Annotated in this window: 17 protein-coding genes and 1 pseudogene; 11 read left to right on the top strand and 7 right to left on the bottom strand. The window is 59.7% G+C overall.

Annotated features, from left to right (window positions below; genetic code table 11):
- Positions 1-12 precede the first annotated feature (12 nt).
- Together prpF and prpD are read left to right on the top strand one after the other, a co-directional pair.
- On the top strand, positions 13-1,203 hold the full coding sequence (gene prpF / locus IB254_RS07740) for a 2-methylaconitate cis-trans isomerase PrpF (RefSeq protein ID WP_192416926.1): 1,191 nt from the start codon (positions 13-15) through the stop codon (positions 1,201-1,203).
- A 181-nt stretch (positions 1,204-1,384) separates the two neighbouring features.
- Entirely contained in the window at positions 1,385-2,869 is a 1,485-nt protein-coding gene (prpD, locus tag IB254_RS07735; protein ID WP_192416925.1) for a 2-methylcitrate dehydratase, read from the top strand.
- A gap of 106 nt (positions 2,870-2,975) precedes the next feature.
- Here prpD and IB254_RS07730 read toward each other — a convergent pair whose 3' ends face one another.
- Complete coding sequence (locus IB254_RS07730) at positions 2,976-3,914, bottom strand: DMT family transporter (RefSeq protein WP_192416924.1); 939 nt, start codon at positions 3,912-3,914, stop codon at positions 2,976-2,978.
- Between the two features lie 94 nt (positions 3,915-4,008).
- Here IB254_RS07730 and IB254_RS07725 point away from each other — a divergent pair, with 94 nt between their 5' ends.
- A complete protein-coding gene (locus tag IB254_RS07725) occupies positions 4,009-5,418 on the top strand; it encodes a PLP-dependent aminotransferase family protein (RefSeq protein ID WP_192416923.1) in 1,410 nt (469 codons plus the stop codon).
- Positions 5,419-5,537: 119 nt separating this feature from the next.
- Here IB254_RS07725 and IB254_RS07720 read toward each other — a convergent pair whose 3' ends face one another.
- The gene (locus IB254_RS07720; RefSeq protein ID WP_008027418.1) at positions 5,538-6,356 is read right to left on the bottom strand and encodes a pyruvate, water dikinase regulatory protein; all 819 of its coding nucleotides are present in this window, start codon (positions 6,354-6,356) and stop codon (positions 5,538-5,540) included.
- 174 nt (positions 6,357-6,530) lie between these two features.
- Between IB254_RS07720 and ppsA the strand changes: the two genes are divergently transcribed.
- From ppsA to IB254_RS07680, 8 genes are all read left to right on the top strand, one after another.
- Positions 6,531-8,906 (top strand): phosphoenolpyruvate synthase, encoded by a 2,376-nt coding sequence (ppsA, locus tag IB254_RS07715; RefSeq protein ID WP_192416922.1) that lies wholly within the window; start codon positions 6,531-6,533, stop codon positions 8,904-8,906.
- Between the two features lie 163 nt (positions 8,907-9,069).
- A complete protein-coding gene (locus tag IB254_RS07710; protein ID WP_032832384.1) occupies positions 9,070-10,059 on the top strand; it encodes an alpha/beta fold hydrolase in 990 nt (329 codons plus the stop codon).
- A gap of 121 nt (positions 10,060-10,180) precedes the next feature.
- Positions 10,181-10,672, top strand: a complete 492-nt coding sequence (gene rraA / locus IB254_RS07705; RefSeq protein ID WP_008037775.1) for a ribonuclease E activity regulator RraA — start codon at positions 10,181-10,183, stop codon at positions 10,670-10,672.
- 26 nt (positions 10,673-10,698) lie between these two features.
- Positions 10,699-11,694, top strand: coding sequence for a zinc transporter ZntB (locus tag IB254_RS07700; protein ID WP_008027409.1), 996 nt, complete (start codon positions 10,699-10,701; stop codon positions 11,692-11,694).
- A gap of 63 nt (positions 11,695-11,757) precedes the next feature.
- Positions 11,758-12,006 carry a hypothetical protein gene (locus tag IB254_RS07695; RefSeq protein WP_007944521.1) on the top strand — a complete coding sequence of 83 codons (249 nt, stop codon included), beginning with the start codon at positions 11,758-11,760 and terminating at the stop codon, positions 12,004-12,006.
- A gap of 2 nt (positions 12,007-12,008) precedes the next feature.
- Positions 12,009-12,833, top strand: coding sequence for a mechanosensitive ion channel family protein (locus tag IB254_RS07690; protein ID WP_008027407.1), 825 nt, complete (start codon positions 12,009-12,011; stop codon positions 12,831-12,833).
- An 86-nt stretch (positions 12,834-12,919) separates the two neighbouring features.
- Complete coding sequence (sigX, locus tag IB254_RS07685) at positions 12,920-13,510, top strand: RNA polymerase sigma factor SigX (RefSeq protein WP_017337463.1); 591 nt, start codon at positions 12,920-12,922, stop codon at positions 13,508-13,510.
- A gap of 107 nt (positions 13,511-13,617) precedes the next feature.
- A complete protein-coding gene (locus IB254_RS07680; RefSeq protein ID WP_008027405.1) occupies positions 13,618-14,652 on the top strand; it encodes an OmpA family protein in 1,035 nt (344 codons plus the stop codon).
- A 125-nt stretch (positions 14,653-14,777) separates the two neighbouring features.
- Here the strand turns inward: IB254_RS07680 and cobA are convergent, their stop codons facing one another.
- The 5 genes and pseudogenes from cobA to IB254_RS07655 form a co-directional block, all read right to left on the bottom strand.
- The gene (gene cobA, locus IB254_RS07675; protein ID WP_192416921.1) at positions 14,778-15,548 is read right to left on the bottom strand and encodes a uroporphyrinogen-III C-methyltransferase; all 771 of its coding nucleotides are present in this window, start codon (positions 15,546-15,548) and stop codon (positions 14,778-14,780) included.
- Positions 15,549-15,558: 10 nt separating this feature from the next.
- Positions 15,559-18,276: a nitrate reductase gene (locus IB254_RS07670; protein ID WP_192416920.1), complete on the bottom strand. Its 2,718-nt coding sequence runs from the start codon at positions 18,274-18,276 to the stop codon at positions 15,559-15,561.
- A gap of 17 nt (positions 18,277-18,293) precedes the next feature.
- A pseudogene (locus IB254_RS07665) lies at positions 18,294-19,496 on the bottom strand (NAD(P)/FAD-dependent oxidoreductase); the annotation flags it as partial.
- Positions 19,497-19,909: 413 nt separating this feature from the next.
- Complete coding sequence (locus IB254_RS07660; protein WP_192416918.1) at positions 19,910-21,580, bottom strand: bifunctional protein-serine/threonine kinase/phosphatase; 1,671 nt, start codon at positions 21,578-21,580, stop codon at positions 19,910-19,912.
- Positions 21,581-21,587: 7 nt separating this feature from the next.
- Positions 21,588-22,799 carry a nitrate/nitrite transporter gene (locus IB254_RS07655; RefSeq protein WP_008027395.1) on the bottom strand — a complete coding sequence of 404 codons (1,212 nt, stop codon included), beginning with the start codon at positions 22,797-22,799 and terminating at the stop codon, positions 21,588-21,590.
- Positions 22,800-23,039 lie beyond the last annotated feature (240 nt).

The raw sequence follows: 23,039 nt of genomic DNA, 5'->3' as shown, positions 1-23,039 counted from the left end.
GAAGGAGCACCAATGGTTCACGCACCTCAAATCAAAATCCCCGCCACCTACATGCGTGGCGGCACCAGCAAAGGCGTGTTTTTCAGCCTGAAAGACTTGCCCGAAGCGGCGCAGGTTCCAGGCCCGGCGCGCGATGCCTTGTTGTTGCGGGTGATCGGCAGTCCCGACCCGTACGACAAGCAAATCGACGGCATGGGTGGCGCGACCTCCAGCACCAGCAAAACCGTGATCTTGTCGAAAAGCATCAAGGCTGATCACGATGTCGATTACCTGTTCGGTCAGGTATCCATCGACAAACCTTTCGTCGACTGGAGCGGCAACTGCGGCAACCTGTCCGCAGCGGTCGGTTCGTTCGCCATCAGCAACGGTCTGGTCGATGCCAGCCGCATTCCACACAACGGTGTGGCGGTGGTGCGCGTGTGGCAGGCCAATATTGGCAAGACCATCATCGCCCACGTGCCGATCACCAACGGTGAAGTACAGGAAACCGGTGATTTCGAACTCGACGGCGTGACCTTTCCGGCGGCCGAAGTGCAGGTCGAATTCATGGACCCGGCGGCAGAAGAAGAGGGCGGCGGTGGTTCGATGTTTCCGACCGGCAACCTGGTGGATGACCTCGAAGTGCCCGGCGTCGGGACCTTCAAGGCGACCATGATCAATGCGGGCATTCCGACCATCTTCGTCAATGCCGAAGACATCGGTTACACCGGCACCGAGTTGCAGCGCGCCATCAACGGTGATCCGAAAGCGCTGGCGATGTTCGAGACCATTCGTGCGTATGGCGCGTTGCGCATGGGGCTGATCAAGTCGCTGGACGAAGCGGCCAAGCGTCAGCACACGCCCAAGGTTGCCTTCGTGGCCAAACCGGCGGATTACGTTGCCTCCAGCGGTAAAGCGATTGCTGCGGGTGACGTCGACTTGCTGGTGCGTGCGTTGTCGATGGGCAAGTTGCACCACGCGATGATGGGGACTGCTGCGGTGGCTATCGGCACTGCTGCCGCCATTTCCGGCACGTTGGTAAACCTCGCGGCGGGTGGTATCGAACGCAACGCCGTACGCTTCGGTCATCCGTCCGGCACTTTGCGTGTGGGTGCTGAAGCCAGCCAGGTGAACGGCGAGTGGACCGTCAACAAAGCCATCATGAGCCGCAGTGCGCGGGTGTTGATGGAAGGCTTCGTGCGCATACCTGGCGATGCCTTCTAACCCCACACAACCCCTGTAGGAGCCGGCTTGCTGGCGATCCTGTCAACGCGGTCTGCCTGACATACCGAGTCGTCTGAATCGCCAGCAAGCCGGCTCCTACAGGGACCGCATTTCAATTATAAGAATGTGATTTACCTGAACCGAGGTCCCATCAACGAACCACTTTACGAGTGAATCGAACATGAGCACCAACGTCGACCTGAACAACCGCCCCGACTACGACACGGTCCTGCAGGACATTGCCGACTACGTCCTCAACTTCAAGATCGAATCCAGAGAAGCCCTCGACACCGCCCGCAACTGCCTGATCGACACCCTCGGCTGCGGCCTCCTGGCCCTGCGCTTCCCCGAATGCACCAAGCACCTTGGCCCGATTGTCGAAGGCACCGTCGTCCCGTTCGGCGCTCGCGTGCCGGGCACCCGCTACCGTCTCGACCCGGTCAAAGCAGCCTGGGACATCGGCTGCATCGTGCGCTGGCTCGACTACAACGACACCTGGCTCGCCGCCGAATGGGGCCATCCGTCCGATAACCTCGGGGGCATTCTTGCGGTGGCCGATCACCTGTCGCAGAAGCGCCAGGCCAATGGCGATGCGCCGCTGACCGTTCGCGCCGTACTCGAAGCGATGATCATGGCCCATGAGATTCAAGGCGTGATTGCGCTGGAAAACTCCTTCAACCGTGTAGGCCTCGATCACGTCATCCTGGTGAAAGTTGCCTCGACCGCCGTCACCGCCAAACTCATGGGCGCCAATCGCGAGCAGCTGCTGTCGGCGTTGTCCCATGCTTTCGCCGATGGTCAGGCGTTGCGCACGTATCGGCATGCGCCGAATGCCGGGTCGCGCAAATCCTGGGCAGCGGGCGATGCCTCCAGCCGGGGCGTGCGTCTGGCCGACATCGCGATGCGTGGCGAGATGGGTATCCCCGGCGTGCTGACTGCCAAACAGTGGGGTTTCTACGACGTATTGTTCAGCCACAGCAACAACGACCTGGCGCTCAAACCTGAAGGCAAACGTGTGTTCAGTTTCTCCCGCCCGTACGGCAGTTACGTGATGGAAAATGTGCTGTTCAAGATCAGCTTCCCGGCCGAATTCCACGCACAAACCGCCTGCGAAGCCGCCGTCACCCTGCACCCGCAAGTCCGGAATCGCCTGCACGAAATCGACAAAATCGTCATCACCACCCATGAGTCGGCGATCCGCATCATCTCCAAGGTCGGCCCGCTGGCCAATGCGGCGGACCGCGATCATTGCCTTCAATACATGGCCGCCGTGCCGCTGGCGTTCGGCAATCTGGTGGCCGAGCAATACGAAGACGAGTTCCACGCGGCGCACCCGATCATCGATGTGCTGCGCGAGAAAATGGTCATCGTCGAAGACCCTCGCTTCACCCGCGAATACCTGGAGGCAGACAAACGCTCGATCGCCAATGCGATTCAGGTGTTTTTCAAGGACGGCTCCAGCACCGAGAACGTGGTGGTGGAATACCCGATCGGCCATCGCCGGCGCCGCACCGACGGCATTCCGTTGCTGGAAGACAAGTTCAAAGCCAACCTGGCGACACGCTTCACCGGCCAGCGCAGTGCCGAGATTTTTGCCTTGTGCAAGGATCAGGCAGCGCTTGAAGCCACGCCGGTGAACCGCTTCATGGACCTGTTCGTAATCTGACTACACACCTGTAGGAGCCGGCTTGCTGCGGGCGGCGTTCCGACGATAGCCGTTACGCGGTCTACCTGAAACACCGCAGCGTCTGTGATCGCCAGCAAGCCGGCTCCTACAAGGTCCGTGTCAGCCATTTCTCCAGCGGCAATTTGGTTATCGCAAACCCGCTCAACAAGATCGCCGAATAGATCATCAACTCTCGCGAAAGGCTTTGCCCCTCATACCAAGCGCCGATCACCACCGCGAACACCGGAAAAATGATGAACACAAACGACAAAATGATCGGGCTCAGCCGCTTGAGCAGCAAAAAATAAACGATAAACCCGCCCACCGACGCCACCAGTCCCAGGTAGAGCAGGGCGCCCCAGGAACGCAGGCTGATCCCATCGAACACCGGCGCTTCGACATTCAGCCCCGCGACAAACAGCATCAAGCCCGCAATGCCGATCGGCAGCGTGTTGTAGGTAATCACGCTGATCGCCGAGCCGTGTTTCTTGGTCACCACGTAACACAACGCATGCATCACCGCCGCACAGAGAATCGCCAGCACGCCGAACAGTTCGGCGTGGTCCAGGTGCAATCCCTGGCTGCGAATAATCATGAACAGGCTGCCGAAGCCGATGGCAATGCCGAGCACTTGTGACGGGTAGATTTTTTCCCGCAGAAACAGCGCGGAAAACAGCAGGATGAACACCGGCATGCAACTGAACAGCAGGGCCGTGAGCCCGGATGAAACATGCATCTCGCCGTAGTTGAGCAAGTAATACGGCAGGCTGAAATACGACAGCGTCACGAACAGGAAAAACCAGCGGCTTTCCTTGGGGAACATCAACGGCTCACGACGTATGAGGGCGAAAACAAGGAACAACGGAAAGGCGATCAGGAACCGCAGCCCGGCGGCCGTCAGCGGTGGCACCGTTTCAACCGCAATCTTGATCCCGAGCCATGTCGTTCCCCAGCTCAGGCACACGATCAGAAACAGGACGCTGGTGATCAGCGCGGCTAACCAGGGTTTTCCAGTGCTTGAATTCGCGATGAGAGCGACGGACATGATCGAGCTCCTTTTTTGTTGTCGGAATTGACCTGCATCTGCAAAAGGTCTATCCCTGATTGAACCTGTTTAAAGCACGCTATTCGGGACTGAAATGAGTGTCAAAGTAAGTATTGCCATGGTGTCAATCCTGCGCGACGGGCTCGTCAACGGACTGGGCGTGAAGTACAAGCGCCTGGCGGACGCCGTGGAAAAAGCGATCGTTGAAGGCGTGATCGAGCCCGGCTGCAAACTGCCACCGCATCGGCTGTTGGCCGACAGCCTCGGCGTGACCATCGGCACCGTCAGCCGTGCTTACGGCGAGCTCGAGCGCGTAGGACGGGTGGTCGCTCGCGTAGGAGATGGCACTTACGTGCGTCAGCGCGGGATGGAACGTCAGCGCGATGCTGGCTTTCGCAATGTCAGCGAAGAGCCGCAGGCATGTTTCGACATGAGCCGTAATCAACCGATTCCGGGGCATGAAGCACTGTTTTTAAGCCAGAGCTTGCAGGCGTTGGCGCTCGATCCAGATGCCTTGCAGAGCATCAGCGGCTACACCGCCGATGCCGGATCGCTACGCCATCGTGCGGCGGGTGCGCACTGGTTGCGGCACCTGCAATTTGTGCCGGACGCCGAGCAGGTCGTATGCGTGAACGGCGGCCAGCACGGTCTGTTATGTGCCTTGATGGGGTTGCTCAAGGCGGGCGATACCGTGGTCACGGAACACCTGACTTACCCGGGGTTGATCAGCGTTGCACGCATGCTTGGGATCAAACTGATCGGCGTCGCGATGGATGACGAAGGGCTGATGCCTGATGCGCTGGAAGACGTTTGTCGCAACCATCGTGTGTCGGCGCTGTACTGCACGCCGACGATCCAGAATCCTACGGCGGCGGTGATGTCCGTCCCACGGCGTGAGGCGATTGCCGAGGTCTGTCGGCAGCACAATCTGCTGATCTTTGAGGATGAAGCCCACGCGGTGTTGGCTCGGCAGCGACCGTTACCCTTGAGTTATTTCGCCCCGGAGCGCTCGGTGTTGATCGGCAGCCTGAGCAAAGCGGTTTCGGCGGGGTTGCGCGTCGGTTATCTGCATGCGCCGCAACCGTTGATTGGGCGCTTGAGCGCTGCGGTACGCGGAACGTGCTGGATGGCCAGTCCGTTGGCGCTGGAGGTGGCGAGCCTTTGGATCGAAAACGGTAGTGCGGCGCAGTTGCTGGCTCAGCAGATTGTCGAGATCGGTCGGCGCAAGGCTTTGGTCAGTGGGGTGTTGGAGGGCGTGGTGTACAAAACCCATCCCGACAGCCCGCACTTTTGGATCGAAGTGCCCGAGCCCTGGCGGGCGTCGCAGATTGCGGCGGAGCTAAAGGAAAACAATTACCTGGTCGCCACCGCCGAGGCGTTTGCGGTCGGGCATGGGGCGGTGCCGCAGTTCATTCGGGCGAGTGTGTGTAATTCGTCGGGGGACGATGGATTGTTGATTCGAGGGTTTGAAGCGTTGGTCGGGGCATTAACAGAGACCGTGTAATCGTTCATCGTCGGAACGCCGCCCGGAGCCGGCTCGCTCCCACAGTGGATTTGCGGCGTTCACAAAACCCCTGTGGGAGCGAGCCTGCTCGCGATAGCGGCCTGACAGACGCTGAATAACTACTTGAACCGCCGCTCCACACCTTTCTCCACCAGAATCTTCGCCGAAATCTCTTCCACCGAAAAATGCGTGGAGTTGATGTGCGCAATATTCTCGCGGCGGAACAGGTTCTCCACTTCGCGCACTTCAAACTCGCACTGCGCGTAGCTCGAATAGCGGCTGTTGGGCTTGCGCTCATTGCGGATCGCGGTCAGGCGGTCCGGGTCGATGGTCAGTCCGAACAACTTGTGCTGGTGGGCGCGCAGGGCGTTTGGCAGCGTCAGGCGCTCCATGTCGTCTTCGGTCAGCGGATAGTTGGCCGCGCGGATGCCGAATTGCATCGCCATGTACAGGCACGTCGGCGTCTTACCACAACGCGACACCCCCACTAGGATCAGGTCGGCCTTGTCGTAATAATGCGTGCGCGCACCGTCGTCGTTGTCGAGGGCGAAGTTCACCGCCTCGATGCGTTCCATGTAATTGGAGTTGCCACCGATAGAGTGAGACTTGCCGACAGTGTAGGAAGAATGCTCGGTCAGTTCCTGTTCAAGCGGTGCCAGGAAAGTCGAGAAAATGTCGATCATGAAACCATTGGACGTCGCGAGGATCTCACGAATGTCCTGGTTGACGATGGTGTCGAATATGATCGGCCGGAAGCCGTCGGTTTCGGCGGCCTTGTTGATTTGTTGTACCATGGCCCGCGCTTTATCCACGTTGTCGATGTACGGCCGCGTGAATTTGCTGAAGGTAATGTTTTCGAACTGCGCCAAGAGGCTTTGACCCAGGGTTTCGGCGGTAATGCCGGTGCCATCGGAGATAAAGAAAGCAGATCGTTTCATTTGCACCTTGGGCCTTAAGCTAGTGACGAATCTTGGATATGATAGGCGCGGTTTGCCGGCCTCGAGTGGCCCGCATTCTCACTTATTTTCCAGGTCCAGGCCATACAGCCGGCAAATGCTCCTTTCGAGCGCCGGCTTCTGAGCTTTTCCAACACAGTTAGTGGAGAGATCACCTTGGTAGAGTACGTAGTTTCCCTCGATAAGCTCGGCAAACACGATGTTGAGCATGTGGGGGGCAAGAACGCATCCCTGGGCGAGATGATCAGTAACCTTGCAGGTGCCGGTGTATCGGTGCCCGGTGGCTTCGCCACGACAGCTCAGGCTTATCGTGATTTTCTGGAACTGAGCGGCCTGAACGATCAGATCCACGCCGCCCTCGACGCCCTGGACGTCGATGATGTCAACGCCCTGGCCAAGACCGGCGCCCAGATCCGTCAATGGATCATGGAAGCCGAGTTCCCCGAGAAGCTCAACGCCGAGATCCGCACCGCGTTCGCCACGCTGTCGGCCGGTAACCCTGACATGGCCGTGGCCGTGCGCTCTTCCGCTACCGCCGAAGACCTGCCGGATGCTTCCTTCGCTGGTCAGCAGGAAACCTTCCTGAACATCCGTGGTGTCGAAAACGTTATTCGCGCCGCCAAAGAGGTGTTCGCTTCGCTGTTCAACGACCGTGCGATCTCCTACCGCGTGCACCAGGGCTTCGACCACAAGCTGGTCGCCCTGTCGGCTGGCGTGCAGCGCATGGTCCGCTCCGAAACCGGCACTGCCGGCGTGATGTTCACCCTCGATACCGAATCGGGCTTCCGTGACGTGGTGTTCATCACCGGCGCCTACGGCCTGGGTGAAACCGTCGTACAAGGCGCGGTGAACCCGGATGAGTTCTACGTCCACAAAGGCACGCTGGCCGCCGGTCGTCCGGCGATTCTGCGTCGCAACCTGGGCAGCAAAGCCATCAAGATGATCTACGGCGAAGTCGCCACGGCCGGCAAGTCGGTCAAGACCATCGACGTCGACAAGGCCGATCGCGCACGTTTCTGCCTGAGCGACGCCGAAGTCAGCGAACTGGCCAAGCAAGCGATGATCATCGAGAAGCACTACCAGTGCCCGATGGACATCGAATGGGCCAAAGACGGCGACGACGGCAAGCTCTACATCGTTCAGGCCCGTCCTGAAACCGTGAAGAGCCGCACCCAGGCCAACGTCATGGAACGTTACCTGTTGAAAGAAACCGGCACCGTGCTGGTTGAAGGTCGCGCCATCGGCCAGCGCATCGGCGCCGGCAAAGTGCGGATCATCAAGGACGTGTCCGAGATGGACAAAGTCCAGCCAGGCGACGTGCTGGTTTCCGACATGACCGACCCGGACTGGGAGCCGGTCATGAAGCGCGCCAGCGCCATCGTCACCAACCGTGGCGGTCGTACCTGTCACGCGGCGATCATCGCTCGCGAACTGGGCATTCCGGCCGTGGTCGGTTGCGGCAACGCCACCCAACTGCTGAAAGACGGCCAGGGCGTGACCGTTTCCTGTGCGGAAGGCGACACCGGTTACATCTTCGAAGGTGAGCTGGGCTTCGACATCAAGAAGAACTCCGTGGATGCCATGCCGGATCTGCCGTTCAAGATCATGATGAACGTCGGCAACCCGGACCGCGCCTTCGACTTCGCGCAACTGCCGAACGCCGGTGTGGGCCTGGCCCGTCTGGAATTCATCATCAACCGCATGATCGGTGTGCACCCTAAAGCGCTGTTGAACTACGACGGCCTGCCGCAGGAAATCAAGGACAGCGTCGACAAGCGCATTGCCGGTTATAACGACCCGGTCGACTTCTACGTCGACAAACTGGTCGAAGGCATCAGCACTCTGGCCGCCGCGTTTACGCCGAAAAAGGTCATCGTGCGTCTGTCGGACTTCAAGTCCAACGAATACGCGAACCTGATCGGCGGCAAGCTCTACGAGCCGGAAGAAGAAAACCCGATGCTGGGCTTCCGTGGCGCCTCGCGTTACATCAGCGAATCGTTCCGTGACTGCTTCGAGCTCGAGTGCCGCGCCCTCAAGCGCGTGCGCAACGAGATGGGCCTGACCAACGTTGAAATCATGGTGCCGTTCGTCCGTACCCTGGGCGAAGCGAGCCAGGTCGTCGACCTGCTGGCCGAAAACGGTCTGGCCCGTGGCGACAACGGTCTGCGCGTGATCATGATGTGCGAACTGCCGTCCAACGCGATTCTGGCGGAAGAATTCCTTGAGTTCTTCGACGGTTTCTCCATCGGCTCCAACGACCTGACTCAGCTGACGCTGGGCCTGGATCGTGACTCCGGGATCATCGCTCACCTGTTCGACGAGCGTAACCCTGCGGTCAAGAAGCTGCTGGCGAACGCCATTGCTGCGTGCAACAAGGCGGGCAAGTACATCGGTATCTGCGGTCAGGGGCCTTCGGACCACCCTGATCTGGCCAAGTGGCTGATGGAGCAGGGCATCGAAAGCGTTTCGTTGAACCCCGATTCCGTACTGGAAACCTGGTTCTTCCTGGCTGAAGGTCAAGCTTCGGCTTAATGGTGTGGGAACGGCTCGCTCACTGTAGGAGTACAGCTTGCTGGCGATGGCGTCTTCAAAATCGCCATCGCCAGCAAACTGTGCTCCTACAGGGGGTGGCCGTTTTAAGAGATTGAAGTAGGGCGGGCTCCTCTGGATGCCGCCCTTTTTTGTGCAAGAGACTATGCAAAGCAGCAGCAACCTATTTCCTGTCGCCCTGATCAGCGCCGAGCGGCGCGGTGATCTGAGCGAAGACGTTTATCGTTTGAAACCTGGCAACAGCCCTGACGGCACCGTGGAACTGGCCGTGACCCGTCTGGGCATGGCGGACGCGCCCGCGCACGGTGGTGTGCCGGTAATTCTGTTGCACGGCAGTTTTTCCAATCGGCGCTTCTGGTTCTCCCCTAAAGGCCTGGGGCTGGGCGCCTATCTGGCGCGCCTGGGGTTTGATGTGTGGATCGCGGAAATGCGCGGTCATGGCCTGTCCCAGCGCAACCAGAACTATCGCAAGAACCGCGTCGCCGACTACGCTCGTTACGATCTGCCGGCCATTGGCGCGTTCGTGCGCGAGCAGAGCGGCCAGGTTCCGCACTGGATCGGTCACTCGCTGGGTGGCATTACCCTGGCGGCAGCCTTGGGTGGCGGGTACATCGGTGAACCGGTCGTCGCATCTGCGGCATTCTTCGGTACGCAAGTCAGCCGCACCTATTGGCCGTTGAAAATTCCGCCGGTGGAGTGGAGCGGGCGCTTCATTCTCAAGCGTTTTGCCCAACTGTCCGGATCACGGCTCAAGCGCGGTCCGGAGGACGAGCCGATTGGCCTGGCCCTGGAAAGCATGCGTTGGTATGGCCTGTTCGGGCGTTTTGGCGATGCCGACAAGGATTGGTGGGCCGGATTGGCTGACGTTCAGAGCCCTGTCTTGGCCGTGAGTGCCGTCAGCGATCATCAGGATCCAGCGTGGGCGTGCCGCAAGTTGTTTGATCAGATCGGTTCCGAGCACAAGCAATTCATCAACCTTGGCCGCGAGCAGGGCTTTGGCGACAATTTCGGTCACGTGGAAATGTTGGTCAGCAAAGCCGCTCAAGCCGAAGTCTGGCCGTTGGTGGCGCGTTGGCTGTCGGATCAGCACACGCCTTTGCTCGGTGAAAAAGCGGATTTGGCCTCGGCAGTCTGAGCCCGATGCTCTATCAAGGGCATTCCGCTCTGATCGGCTTGCGGCTAAGATATGACGCATTGAGCTTTTCTGGTCACTTTGCGACATCCTCGATTGTCTTCCTCTTTACAGGAGTTTCTCGATGAACCATTACCTCACGCCTGACCTGTGCGACGCCTATCCGGAACTGGTACAGGTGCTGGAACCGATGTTCAGCAATTTCGGCGGCCGTGATTCCTTCGGCGGCGAAATCGTGACCATCAAGTGCTTCGAAGACAACTCGCTGGTCAAGGAGCAAGCCGAACTCAAGGGTAATGGCAAGGTGTTGGTGGTCGATGGTGGCGGTTCCCTGCGTCGCGCGCTGCTGGGCGACATGATCGCCGAGAAAGCCGCTAAAAACGGTTGGGAAGGGATGGTGATCTACGGGTGCATCCGCGACGTCGATGTCATCGCGCAGACTGATCTGGGCGTTCAGGCCCTGGCCAGTCACCCGATGAAAACCGACAAACGTGGCATTGGCGATCTCAACGTTGTGGTGACGTTTGCCGGTGTGACGTTCCGTCCAGGCGAATACATTTATGCGGACAATAATGGCGTGATCATCTCGCCAAGCCCGCTGAAGATGCCTGAATAAGCGTTGCGCCAACCGAAGGGGTGAGGATGTTCGAGGAAGAAAACGCGCAGTGGGGGCTGGTGCATGCCCTGGTGCTGGATGGTAAAGGCGGCGCGCGTTCGATAGCCCGGACTGAACTCGATGACTTGCAGCTTCAGGCCCATGAAAGCCTGTGGCTGCACTGGGATCGCAGTCACCCGCAAACCCAGACCTGGCTGCGCAAATCCAGCGGTCTGAGCGAATTCAGCTGTGATCTGCTGCTGGAAGAAAACACCCGTCCGCGTCTTCTACAGCTTTCCGACAGCGAACTGCTGCTATTTTTGCGTGGGGTCAACCTCAACCCCGGGGCCGAGCCGGAAGACATGGTCTCGGTGCGGATCTTCGCCTCGGCACAGCGGGTTATTTCCCTGCGCCTGCGTCCATTGCGCGCCACCGACGAGTTGCTGGTGCAGCTCGCGGAGGGCAAGGGGCCGAAGACCGCTTCCGAACTCATCCTTTATATGGCCCAGTACCTCACCAATAAGGTGCAGGATCTGGTCAGTTGCCTCTCGGAAGTGGTCGATGAGGAAGAAGAAAAACTGGATGCCGACGAACGGTATTCACCCGAGCATGACTCCATTTTGCAGATCCGTCGCAGGGCTGCCGCGCTGAAACGTTTCCTGGCACCGCAGCGGGATATTTTCGGGCAACTGACCCGGATAAAACTGCCCTGGTTTGTCGAAGATGACGGCGACTACTGGAACGAATTGAACAACAGCCTGACCCGCTATCTCGAGGAGCTGGAATTGACCCGGGAGCGGGTGGGGCTGGTCCTCGAGGCCGAGGACAGACGTTTGAGCGTGCGCATGAATCGCACGATGTACCGCTTCGGGATCATCACCGGAATCTTTTTGCCGATGAGTTTTCTGACCGGTCTTTTGGGTATCAACGTCGGCGGTATTCCGTTCTCTGCCAGCCCGTATGGCTTCCTGATTGCCTGCCTGATGATGATCTCGGTGGCACTGGGGCAGTGGTGGTTATTCCGACGTTTGCGCTGGGTATGACGATGCGCCATGTGACCCGGGTAAATTTGACCGCGTCTTTCACAGACATCACGAGAGGTGCGTATGCACGATCCGTTTGAACAGTCTTTGCGTGACATGCTGAACGCTTCGCCGTCCACCCGCGACGACGATGCGTGTCTTGGGCGCGTCCTGAAAACCGCCAACCGCCAGGTCGGCGCCGGCGATCTGTTCAGCCTGCTGGGCCGCTGGTTGCCCGCGCTGATGATCGCCTTGAACAACGGATCGGCTCACGTCTCGCCGGTTTCCCGTCACCGTAAACCTACCGTTCGCACTGCTGATAAGGCTGATTGAATATGGAACTTGATCTCTGGACTCAGAGCCTCGTCACTGCAATGACTGCGTTATGGACCAAGGTTGCGAATTTCATTCCGAACCTGTTCGGCGCACTGGTCGTGCTGCTGTTGGGTTTCGTCGTGGCGAAACTTTTGGATACTTTGCTGTCCAAGTTGCTCGCCAAGCTCGGTCTCGACCGCTTGATGGGTGGCACCGGTCTGACAAAATTGCTGTCCCGGGCCGGCCTTCAAGTGCCGATTTCGACGCTGATAGGCAAAATTGTCTATTGGTTCGTTTTACTGATTTTTCTGGTTTCTGCAGCAGAATCGCTTGGACTTGAGCGAGTTTCGGCTACGCTGGACATGCTTGCGCTGTATTTGCCGAAAGTGTTTGGCGCCGCGCTGGTGCTGCTGGTAGGTGTTTTGCTGGCACAACTGGCCAATGGGCTGGTGCGAGGTGCGGCAGAGGGCGTAGGGCTGGATTACGCCGCCGGGCTGGGGCGAATTGCCCAGGGCCTGGTGATTATCATCAGTATTTCGGTCGCAATCAGCCAGTTGGAGGTCAAGACTGACCTGCTCAACCATGTGATTGTGATTGTTTTGATTACCGTTGGTCTGGCGGTAGCGCTGGCCATGGGGTTGGGAAGCCGGGAAATTGCCGGTCAGATTCTTGCGGGAATCTATGTGCGTGAGTTGTATCAGGTTGGGCAACAAGTGCGTGTTGGCGAGGTCGAAGGTCAGATCGAAGAGATCGGCACGGTTAAGACCACATTGCTGACCGATGAGGGTGAGCTAGTCTCTCTCTCTAATCGGATTCTCCTGGAGCAGCATGTGAGTAGCCGCTAACCCGGCAAACCCTGCTAATGTATGCCGCCGCAAAATGCCCTGAAGGGCTGCGGCGGACATTGACCTGACTGTCGGCCCGACTTGTTTTGAATAAAGCTCAATCGCTCTCCACGCGCTACGACCCCCGCGAGCTCTCTGATGAGGAGTTGGTCGCGCGCTCGCATACCGAGCTGTTTCACGTAACGCGCGCCTATGAAGAATTGATGCGCCGTTACCAACGAACATTATTTAACGTTTGTGCACGATATCTTGGGAACGATCGCGATGCAGACGATGTCTGTCAGGAAGTGATGTTGAAGGTGTTGTATGGCTTGAAGAACTTCGAAGGTAAATCGAAGTTCAAGACATGGCTATATAGCATCACGTACAACGAGTGCATCACACAGTATCGGAAAGAACGGCGAAAGCGTCGCTTGATGGACGCATTGAGTCTGGACCCCCTCGAGGAAGCGTCTGAAGAAAAGGCGCCGAAACCCGAGGAGAAGGGCGGGCTTGATCGCTGGCTGGTGTATGTGAACCCGATTGACCGTGAAATTCTGGTGCTACGATTTGTCGCAGAGCTAGAGTTTCAGGAGATCGCAGACATCATGCACATGGGTTTGAGTGCGACAAAAATGCGTTACAAACGCGCTCTAGACAAATTGCGTGAGAAATTTGCAGGCATTGCTGAAACTTAGTTCGGCGCAAATATCTCTTACGTGTAGGCAAGTTCTGATAGACTTGCCGCCGAGTTGTCCCCCGGTTTGCGGGACTGCTTCACAATCACCAGATGGGGATTTAACGGATGAAACTGAAAAACACCTTGGGCTTGGCCATTGGTTCTCTTATTGCGGCCACTTCGTTCGGCGCATTGGCACAAGGCCAAGGCGCAGTTGAAATCGAAGGCTTTGCAAAGAAAGAGTATTACGATAGCCAGCGCGATTTCAAAAACGACGGCAACCTGTTCGGTGGTTCGGTTGGTTACTTCCTGACCGACGACGTTGAACTGCGTCTGGGCTACGACGAAGTGCACAACGTTCGTAGCGAGTCGGGCAAGAACATCAAGGGCTCCAACACTGCCCTGGACGCTCTGTACCACTTCAACAACCCAGGCGACATGCTGCGTCCGTACGTTTCGGCCGGCTTCTCCGATCAGAGCATCGGTCAGAACGATCGCGGTGGTCGTAACGGTTCCACCTTCGCCAACGTTGGCGGCGGTGCCAAGTTGTACTTCACTGACAATTTCTACGCCCGTGCCGGCGTTGAAGCTCAGTACAACATCGACCAAGGTGACACCGAGTGGGCTCCAAGCGTCGGTATCGGTGTGAACTTCGGTGGCGGCTCCAAGCCTGCAGCTGCTCCAGTTCCAGCACCAGCTGAAGTCTGCTCCGACAGCGACAACGATGGCGTTTGCGACAACGTTGACAAGTGCCCGGACACCCCAGCCAACGTAACTGTTGACGCTGATGGCTGCCCAGCAGTTGCTGAAGTTGTTCGTGTTGAGCTGGACGTTAAGTTCGATTTCGACAAATCTGTTGTTAAAACCAACAGCTACGGCGACATCAAGAACCTGGCTGACTTCATGAAGCAGTACCCATCCACCACCACTACTGTTGAAGGTCACACTGACAACGTCGGTCCTGACGCTTACAACCAGAAACTGTCCGAGCGTCGTGCAAACGCCGTTAAGCAAGTTCTGACCAACCAGTACGGTGTTGAATCGTCCCGCGTTCAGTCTGTTGGCTACGGCGAATCCCGCCCAGTTGCTGACAACAAAACTGACGCTGGCCGCGCTGTAAACCGTCGCGTAGAAGCGCAGGTTGAAGCTCAAGCTAAGTAATTAGCCCGCAGCTCTGAGAAAAGCCCGGCTTAGGCCGGGCTTTTCTTTGCCTGCGATTTGGGTTTTCGAATCACCGGCCCCCTGTAGGAGCCGGCTTGCTGGCGATGGTCGTCAACGATGACGCGTTAAGCCTGGCACCCCGCGGTGATCACAGAATCATCGCCAGCAAGCCGGCTCCTACAGGTTTCAGAGCGTGCCGCTACAACACCGATCACCAGAATCGCCGGGCTTTTCAACTCAAAGGCGCAGGCATCTTCCTCCATCGCTGTCAGATCGCTCCGACATTCCCGTTGATGCGGCAGGGAAGCGTTTTCAATCATCGCCACCGGCGTATCCGCCGCCATCCCTCCGGCCAGCAGTTGCTCGCGAATTTCACTGAGCTTCGCTACGCCCATGTACACCACCAGTGTTGTGCCACTTTGTGCCAGGGCTTGCCAATTCAGGCTGCTGCCATCCTGAGTGTGAGCGGTGACCAGCGTCACGCCACGCGCAACGCCCCGCAGGGTCAATGGAATATCGCATTGCGTCGCACCGGCCAGCCCGGCGGTGATGCCATTGACCAGCTCCACGTCGACCCCGCGTTCGCGCAGCCACTGCGCTTCTTCACCGCCCCGCCCAAAAATGCACGGATCGCCACCCTTGAGCCGCACCACGCATTTGCCGTGACGGGCATAACGCAGCATCAATCGATGAATGAACGCCTGAGGCGTCGAGCGACAGCCACCGCGCTTGCCCACCGGAATGATCCGCGCCTGCGGGCAATGCTCCAGCACGGCGCCATTCACCAGATCGTCGATCAGCACCACATCCGCTTCGCTCAGCGCCCTGACGGCTTTGAGGGTCAGCAATTCCGGGTCACCAGGACCCGCACCCACCAGCCAGACTTTTGCGTTCATAGTGTTTTCCTCACGAGATGACGGCGATCGGCTGCGCCGTGGTGGCCAGCAAACGCTTGATTTCCGGGACGCACGAGCCGCATTGCGTGCCGCAGCCCAATTCCTGTTTCAACCCCTGCAAATCCAGGCCTCGACGGATACCGGCACAGACCGCGCCTTGGCTGACGTTTTTGCAGTTGCACAGGGTTTTAGTGCCGGCAACCGATGTGGTGGCGTTGCCCGGTGGTGCGCTCAGCGGTGCAAGCAGCCAGCGCCGCAGTTGTTCATCGGCGCGACCTTCTTGCCAAAGGTCCTGCAGCCAGTGCTGTGCGAGGGTTTCGCCGGCCAGGCGAATCGCGGTGATCCTGCCGTGCTCGATCCGCACCCGTTTGCCGATGGCGCGCCGTGGGTCGTCGTACGCCAGCACCGGACCTTCATTGAGCCCAAGGCAACGGTCGATATCGCATAACAATTGCGGATCTGGCGCTGTGGCGCTGGCAGCGCGTATGAGCAGCGCAGGGCGTTCACGACCGGTGAGACTGAGGCTAACGTAGGAAAACGCCTCACAGAGTGGTCGTAGCGTCTCAAAATGCTCTTGAACATCGCCCTCAATCAGTACGAAAAGGTTCCAAGGCAAATGCACGGGGTCGATTCGTACGCCGCTGTGTTTGAGTTCCGGTTGTTTCGACAACGGATCGAATGCCGGTTGGGTGAGCGCATTGACCCCGCCCTTCAGGAACCGGTCGCCCCAGTGCATCGGCAGAAACGCCTGGCCCGGACGCACGCTGTCATCGCTGCCGACGGCGACAATCACCGCGCCGCGACGGCTTTTCAAACTGACCAGTTCTCCCGGTTGCAGTCCATGGCGATGCAATTCATCCGGGTGCAGGCTCAGCACGGCCTCGCTGACATGACCGAACAACTGCGCGGCAGTGCCGGTGCGGCTCATGCCGTGCCACTGATCGCGCAGGCGGCCGGTGATCAGGGTCAGCGGGAATTGCCCATCGCGTTGTTCCTTGGCGGCAAGGTACGGATCGGCCACGAACCGGGCACGCCCGTTGGCGGTCGGGAAAATTCCGTCCCGATACAGTCGGGCCGTACCTTCACGGGCGCCGGCGGGAAACGGCCATTGCTGTGGACCGAGACGATCAATCAGCTCATGACTGATACCGGACAAATCCAGGTCCCGGTCGCGCGTCAGGAGTTTGTACTCATCGAAGACCTGCGCCGGGGTGTCGAACGCAAACAGACTGGGTTGTCCGGGACGCAGGTATTTTTCCAGGCGCTGTGCGAAATCCACTGTAATTGCCCAGTCGGAACGCGTTTCTCCGGGGGTGACAATCGCCCGGCGAACGTGGGAAATCCGCCGTTCGGAGTTGGTCACCGTGCCGTCTTTTTCACCCCAACTGGCAGCAGGCAGCAGCAGGTCGGCGAACGCGGCGGTTTCGGTGGTGCGAAAGGCTTCCTGCAACACCACGAACGGGCAGGCTTGCAGCGCCTCGCGCACGGCGCTCTGGTCCGGCATCGATTGCGCGGGGTTGGTGCAGGCGATCCACAGGGCTTTGATGGTTCCGTTACGAACCTGCTCAAACAGTTCGATCGCGGTGAGCCCGGTGTTTGCCGGCAGTTGATCCACGCCCCAATAGGCTGCGACTTCTGCGCGATGCCCGGCATTGGCCGCTTCGCGATGGCCTGGCAGCAGGTTCGACAGGCTGCCGGTTTCGCGACCACCCATGGCATTCGGCTGACCGGTCAGGGAGAAAGGTCCTGCGCCGGGACGGCCGATCTGCCCGGTGGCCAGGTGCAGGTTGATCAGCGCACTGTTTTTCGCACTGCCGGCGGTGGACTGGTTCAGTCCCATGCACCACAGCGACAGAAAGCTTGGCGAGGTGCCGACCCACTCGGCGCATTGCTGCAGTTGCTCGACGCTGATCCCGCACAGTTGCGAGACCATCGGCGGCGTGTAATCGCGCACCAGGTTTTTCAGTTCGGCCAGGCCTTCGGTGTGGGCCTCGATGAAGTCGCGATCGATCCAGTCTTCCCACAGCAGCAGGTACAAAATCCCATGGAACAAGGCGACATCGGTGCCGGGAAGAATCGCCAGATGCAGGTCAGCCAAGTCGCAGGTATCCGTACGACGTGGGTCGATGACGATGACTTTCATCTGTGGTCGGCGGGATTTGGCCTCTTCCAGGCGACGAAACAGGACCGGGTGGGCGTAAGCCATGTTACTGCCGACGATCATCACACAGTCGCTTGATTCAAGGTCTTCGTAGCTGCATGGCGGTGCGTCGGCACCGAGGCTGCGCTTGTAGCCGACCACTGCCGATGACATGCACAGGCGCGAATTGCTGTCGATGTTGTTGGTGCCGACCAACGCTCGCGCCAGTTTGTTGAAGCTGTAGTAATCCTCGGTCAGCAACTGCCCGGAGATGTAAAACGCCACGCTGTCCGGGCCATGTTCGGTGATGGTTTCGGCGAACACGCTGGCGGCGTGATCGAGGGCGGTGTCCCAGTCGGTGCGGCTGCGGGCCAGGCCTTTGCCCAGGCGCAGTTCCGGGTACAGCGCTCGGGCCGCGAGGTCGCCGGTCAAGTGCAGGGTCGAGCCCTTGCTGCACAGCTTGCCGAAGTTGGCCGGGTGGGCCGGATCGCCGCTGACGCCGAGGATGCGCTCGCCGTCATGCTCGATCAGCACGCCGCAGCCGACGCCGCAGTAGCAACAGGTGGAGGCGGTGATCTGGCGGTTCATCAGCTGGCTTCCCGCATGTTTTCACCAAACATCAGGTGATTGCGGATTTCGTCGATATTCCGGTTCTCGCGAATCTGCCGGAAATACCAACCGCCATCGGCCGTGTCGCCGTACAGGCAGGCCCCGACCAGCACGTCGTCCTTGATCACCAGTTTTTTGTAGATCCCGCCGATCGGGTCGGAAAGGGTGATGGTTTCGGTGCCTTCGCCGCCCATGAAATCGCCGGCGGAGAACAGATCAATGCCGGTGACTTTCAATTTGGTCGAGGTCACTGAGCCTTTGTAGCTGGCGAAGCCAAGCTGTGCGAGATGGTTGGCGCAGACCTTGGCCTGTTCGAACAGCGGCGCCACCAGGCCGTAGGCGATGCCGCGATGGCTGGCGCATTCGCCGATGGCGTAAACCCGTGGGTCGTAAGTTTGCAGAGTGTCGTTGACCAGAATCCCACGGTTGCACGGGAGCCCGGAGCGCTCCGCAAGTTCGCTCGCGGGGCGGATGCCGGCGGCCATCACCACCAGGTCGGCGGGGATGCGCTCGCCGTTCTTGAACTCGACCGAGCCGACCCGGCCATTGCCGGCATCATGCAGGGCCTGGGTTTGCTCGCGCAGGCGAAAGTGCAGGCCACGGTCCTCAAGCGCGGTTTGCAGCAAGCGGCCGCTGACGCTGTCCAGTTGCCGCTCCAACAGCCATTCACCGTTATGCACCACAGTGACGTGCATGCCGCGCAGCATCAGGCCATTGGCCGCTTCCAGGCCGAGCAGGCCGCCGCCGATGACCACCGCGTGCTTGTGGGTTTTTGCGGTGTTGATCATGGCTTGGGTGTCGGCGATGTCGCGGTAGCCGATCACGCCGTGCAACGTGTTGCCCGGGATCGGCAGGATGAACGGGGTCGAGCCGGTGGCAATCAGCAGACGGTCGTATTCGGCCTCGGTGCCGTCGTCGGCGATGACCCGACGTTTGATCCGGTCGATCTCTACGACTCTGCGGTTGAGCAGCAACTTGATGTTGTTGTCCAGGTACCAGTCCAGGTCGTTGAGCGCGATCTCTTCGAAGGTTTGCTCGCCGGCCAGTACCGGCGACAGCAGGATGCGGTTGTAGTTGGTATGGGGTTCGGCACCGAAGACCGTGATGTCGTACAGCTCGTTGCTCAGCTTGAGCAGCTCTTCCAGGGTGCGAACCCCGGCCATGCCGTTGCCGATCATCACCAGTTTTAGTTTTTTCATCAGGTTCTCCGGGGAGCTCGGACCCGCCTCGACAGGGCGTTCAGGTCGTGCTCGACAAATTTTGCGCAAACAAAAAAAGGCGTCCCGCTAGTTGCCTAGCGAGGACGCCTTTGTCCTGGTCCCGTTCTCTCGGGAAGCGCATCCTTCGTCGTTGAAGGCTGGGCTTTATGTCTGTTGAGAGAGGTAATGCAGTGGTTGTGCCAAGTTGTCCTGCGCCCGGTTTTGTTGGCTCGGAGTGCTTTGTCAAAGGGGGCTTCTGCACCGAATCGAAGCGTGGTGCCCGCTAATGGAGCGGGTTGCTGATGGATCTGTGTTGGTTGTCAGTCCGCCTTCGCGAGCAAGCTCGGCTCCTACAGGTCGATCAACCCGCAACCTGTAGGAGCCGAGCTTGCTCGCGAAGGACGCGACTCGGTCTAGCCGCGAAACAGCAAAACCAGCAGCACCACATTCACCAGCAGCGCCACCAACGCCAACGTCCGCCAGACCTTCACTGGCTCGCGCTCCAGCAGCGGCCGGGGCCGTACGCTCAAACTGCGTCGTTCACCCTGTTCCAGCACCAATAACCATTCTTCCGCGGTTTCGAATCGCTCCGCCGGGTCCGCCGCCACGGCGCGCTCCAAGCTTTGTGCGATCCATTCGGGCAGGTCCGGGCGGTAGCGACTGGCGCTGACCGGTACACCAAACCGTGGACGCTGGAACGCTTCGATTTCGCCGTAGGGATAATGCCCGGTGAGCAGGAAATACAAGGTCACGCCGGCCGCATACAGATCCTGTTGCGGGCTCGGCGCGTCACCGCGAAAAGCTTCCGGCGCAATGTAGCTGGGTGTTCCGGGCAGGGTCGAGGCCTGATCTTCAGACAGGCCAGGGCAGTAGGCCAGGCCGAAATCCAGCAACCGCAGCTCGCCGTCATCCCCCAGCAGCAGATTCTCCGGTTTGATGTCGCGATGCAGAATCTGCCGTCGATGCAACATACCGACCGCCCGCAGCAAACGTTCCGCCAGATCCTGCCATTGGGCCAGCGGCAGCGTTGTGGTTCGCTCAGCCAGTTGCGCCAAAGTCGAACCGGAATATTCACGCATCACGTAGTACAAATGCTGACGCTGACTGGCGGCATGGACTTCAGGGAAATGCCGGCCGGCCACGCGCTTGAGAAACCATTCCTCCGACAGCAAGGCTTGCCCGGCCAGGTGATCGTCGCGCAACGCGCCGGGCAGGGTTTTCAGCAGCCAGGGTTGTTGCTGTGCGTCGCGCACCCGATAGAGCAGCGACTGCTGGCTCTGGCCGAGTATTCCTTCGACGTGCCAGCCCTCAAACGTCTGGCCCGATTTCAGCGCTGGCGGCAGCGGCCATTGCTGCACATGAATCAACGCATCGCCGATGCTCGTTTCACCGAGGGCGTCGACCCGCACCAATAACGCGCTGGCGTTGTCCTGACTGCCCGCCAGATGCGCCGCATTCACCAGGGTCTGCGCGGCGCTGTGCAGATCCGGTTGATCGCGCAGAATCGCCGCAATCGCGGTGTCGCCCAGCACAGCCCAGATGCCGTCGCTGAGCAGCACGAAATGCTCATTCAGGCGCAGTTCGCCATCGAGAAAATCCAGCACCAGATGCTGATCGAGGCCGAGCGCCCGTTTGAGCACATGCTGCATGCCCGGTTGATCCCAGACGTGGTCCTCCGTGACCCGCTGCAATTGATCGGCGTGCCAGCGATAAACCCTGCAGTCACCGACATGCGCCAAGGTAAAACGCCTGCCGCGCACGACCAAGGCGCTGACGGTGGTCAACAGCGGTTGCCCACCGCCATTGGCCTGCAACCAGCGATTTTGCGCCAGCAGCAAACGATCCAGTGCCTGGGCGACACCCCAGGTTTCCGGGGTGGCGTAGTAGTCCAGTGCCAGCGCCTGCAAGGTCGAACGTGCCGCGAGGCCGCCATCGGCGCATTGGCTGACGCCGTCGGCGATGGCGAACAGGTAGCCCTTGCTCGCCGCGAGTGCCGGGGCCGGCGTCACCAGGCGCAGGGCGTCCTGGTTCTCCTCGCGCGGACCGATGGCGCTGGCTTCGGCAAAACTCAGTTGCAGGCTCATTCAGCCCTCACACCCGCGCAGCGGTGACGGCCGCCGAACCCCAAGTGGTTCTCCAGCGACGCTTCACACCGTGCAGACCGAACCAGGCGAGGACGCCGAGGCTGGCGAACAACCACAGCGCCAGTTGATAACTGCCGGTGCTTTGCTTGATCGCGCCCATGCCCGCCGCGAGGGCGAAGCCGCCGATACCACCGGCCATGCCGATCAAACCGGTCATCACACCGATCTCGCGACGAAAACGTTGCGGGACCAATTGGAAAACTGCGCCGTTACCGGCACCCAGGCCGAGCATCGTGCAGACGAAAAGTGCCAGCGCCGCGTAGGAACTCGGCAAGTTGAAACCCACCGCCGCAATGCAGATCGCCGCCACCGTGTACATCGCCAGCAATGTGCGAATCCCGCCGAAGCGGTCGGCCAGTGCGCCGCCCAGAGGACGCATCAAACTGCCGCCAAACACGCAGGCCGCCGTGTAGTAACCGGCAGTCACCGGGCTCAGGCCGTATTGGTCGTTGAAGTAGCCGGGCAGGGCGCTGGCCAGGCCGATGAAGCCGCCAAAGGTCACGCTGTAGAAAAACATGAACCACCAGCTGTCGCGGTCGCCCAGGGCTTTGAAGTAGTCGGATACCGACTTGGCTTTCGGCCGTTCAGGCGCGTTTTTGGCCAGCCAGGCGAAGACGATGATGGTCAGGATCAGCGGGATCAGCGCGAAGCCGAACACGTTGCTCCAGCCGAACGCGGCGGCCAGCACCGGAGCGATCAGCGCGGCGAGCACGGTGCCCGAGTTACCGGCCCCGGCGATGCCCATGGCCTTGCCTTGATGCTGCGGCGGATACCACTGCGACGCCAGCGGCAGGGCCACGGCGAACGACGCGCCCGCCATGCCGAGGAACAAGCCCAACAGCAGCGCTTGTTCGTAACTTTGAATGCCGTGCTTCCACGCGACGAACAGGGCGCAGATGACGATCACCTGGCCGATCAGCCCGGCGGTTTTTGGCGACAGGCGATCCGCCAGCATGCCCATGATAAAGCGCAGTACGGCCCCGGCCAGAATCGGCGTGGCCACCACCAGCCCGCGTTGTTGGGTGGTCAGGTGCAGGTCGGCGGCGATCTGCACCGCCAGAGGGCCGAGCAGGTACCAGACCATGAAACTCAGGTCGAAATAGAGGAAGGCCGCGAACAGGGTCGGGGTATGGCCGGATTTCCAGAAGCTTGAATTCATCGCGCACCTCAGCTGTGAGTCGTCTCGAGAAGGAGTCATGAGCTTGCAGGTGGGGGGCCGCAACGGCCGCACCACCGGCCCCGGTCTGTGGGGCCAAAACAAAAAAACGCCGCCACCCGATTCGCCATGGGCAAATGAGGTGAGCGACGTCTTTGTCGTAGGTGGGGCAACCGCCGTTGGTTACCTGTAGTGATTGCTTAGCGAGATTTGTGCCAACAGTCCAAGATCGAGTCGACCCTT

The organism is Pseudomonas sp. PDM03 (genome assembly GCF_014852385.1).
Classification (GTDB): Bacteria; Pseudomonadota; Gammaproteobacteria; order Pseudomonadales; family Pseudomonadaceae; genus Aquipseudomonas; species Aquipseudomonas migulae.
Note: the sequence above shows the minus strand (reverse complement) of the source record. Positions and strands in the feature narration are given on the sequence as shown.

Excerpts from the sequence above, each read along its gene's own strand:
- IB254_RS07695 (WP_007944521.1), top strand. The coding sequence starts at position 11,758 with ATGCACGATCCGTTTGAACAGTCTTTGCGTGACATGCTGAACGCTTCG.
- IB254_RS07690 (WP_008027407.1), top strand. The coding sequence starts at position 12,009 with ATGGAACTTGATCTCTGGACTCAGAGCCTCGTCACTGCAATGACTGCG.
- IB254_RS07670 (WP_192416920.1), bottom strand. The coding sequence starts at position 18,276 with ATGAACCGCCAGATCACCGCCTCCACCTGTTGCTACTGCGGCGTCGGC.
- IB254_RS07700 (WP_008027409.1), top strand. The coding sequence starts at position 10,699 with ATGTTCGAGGAAGAAAACGCGCAGTGGGGGCTGGTGCATGCCCTGGTG.
- IB254_RS07655 (WP_008027395.1), bottom strand. The coding sequence starts at position 22,799 with ATGAATTCAAGCTTCTGGAAATCCGGCCATACCCCGACCCTGTTCGCG.
- IB254_RS07680 (WP_008027405.1), top strand. The coding sequence starts at position 13,618 with ATGAAACTGAAAAACACCTTGGGCTTGGCCATTGGTTCTCTTATTGCG.
- prpD (WP_192416925.1), top strand. The coding sequence starts at position 1,385 with ATGAGCACCAACGTCGACCTGAACAACCGCCCCGACTACGACACGGTC.
- IB254_RS07725 (WP_192416923.1), top strand. The coding sequence starts at position 4,009 with ATGAGTGTCAAAGTAAGTATTGCCATGGTGTCAATCCTGCGCGACGGG.
- IB254_RS07730 (WP_192416924.1), bottom strand. The coding sequence starts at position 3,914 with ATGTCCGTCGCTCTCATCGCGAATTCAAGCACTGGAAAACCCTGGTTA.
- IB254_RS07660 (WP_192416918.1), bottom strand. The coding sequence starts at position 21,580 with ATGAGCCTGCAACTGAGTTTTGCCGAAGCCAGCGCCATCGGTCCGCGC.
- prpF (WP_192416926.1), top strand. The coding sequence starts at position 13 with ATGGTTCACGCACCTCAAATCAAAATCCCCGCCACCTACATGCGTGGC.
- IB254_RS07710 (WP_032832384.1), top strand. The coding sequence starts at position 9,070 with ATGCAAAGCAGCAGCAACCTATTTCCTGTCGCCCTGATCAGCGCCGAG.
- rraA (WP_008037775.1), top strand. The coding sequence starts at position 10,181 with ATGAACCATTACCTCACGCCTGACCTGTGCGACGCCTATCCGGAACTG.
- cobA (WP_192416921.1), bottom strand. The coding sequence starts at position 15,548 with ATGAACGCAAAAGTCTGGCTGGTGGGTGCGGGTCCTGGTGACCCGGAA.
- IB254_RS07720 (WP_008027418.1), bottom strand. The coding sequence starts at position 6,356 with ATGAAACGATCTGCTTTCTTTATCTCCGATGGCACCGGCATTACCGCC.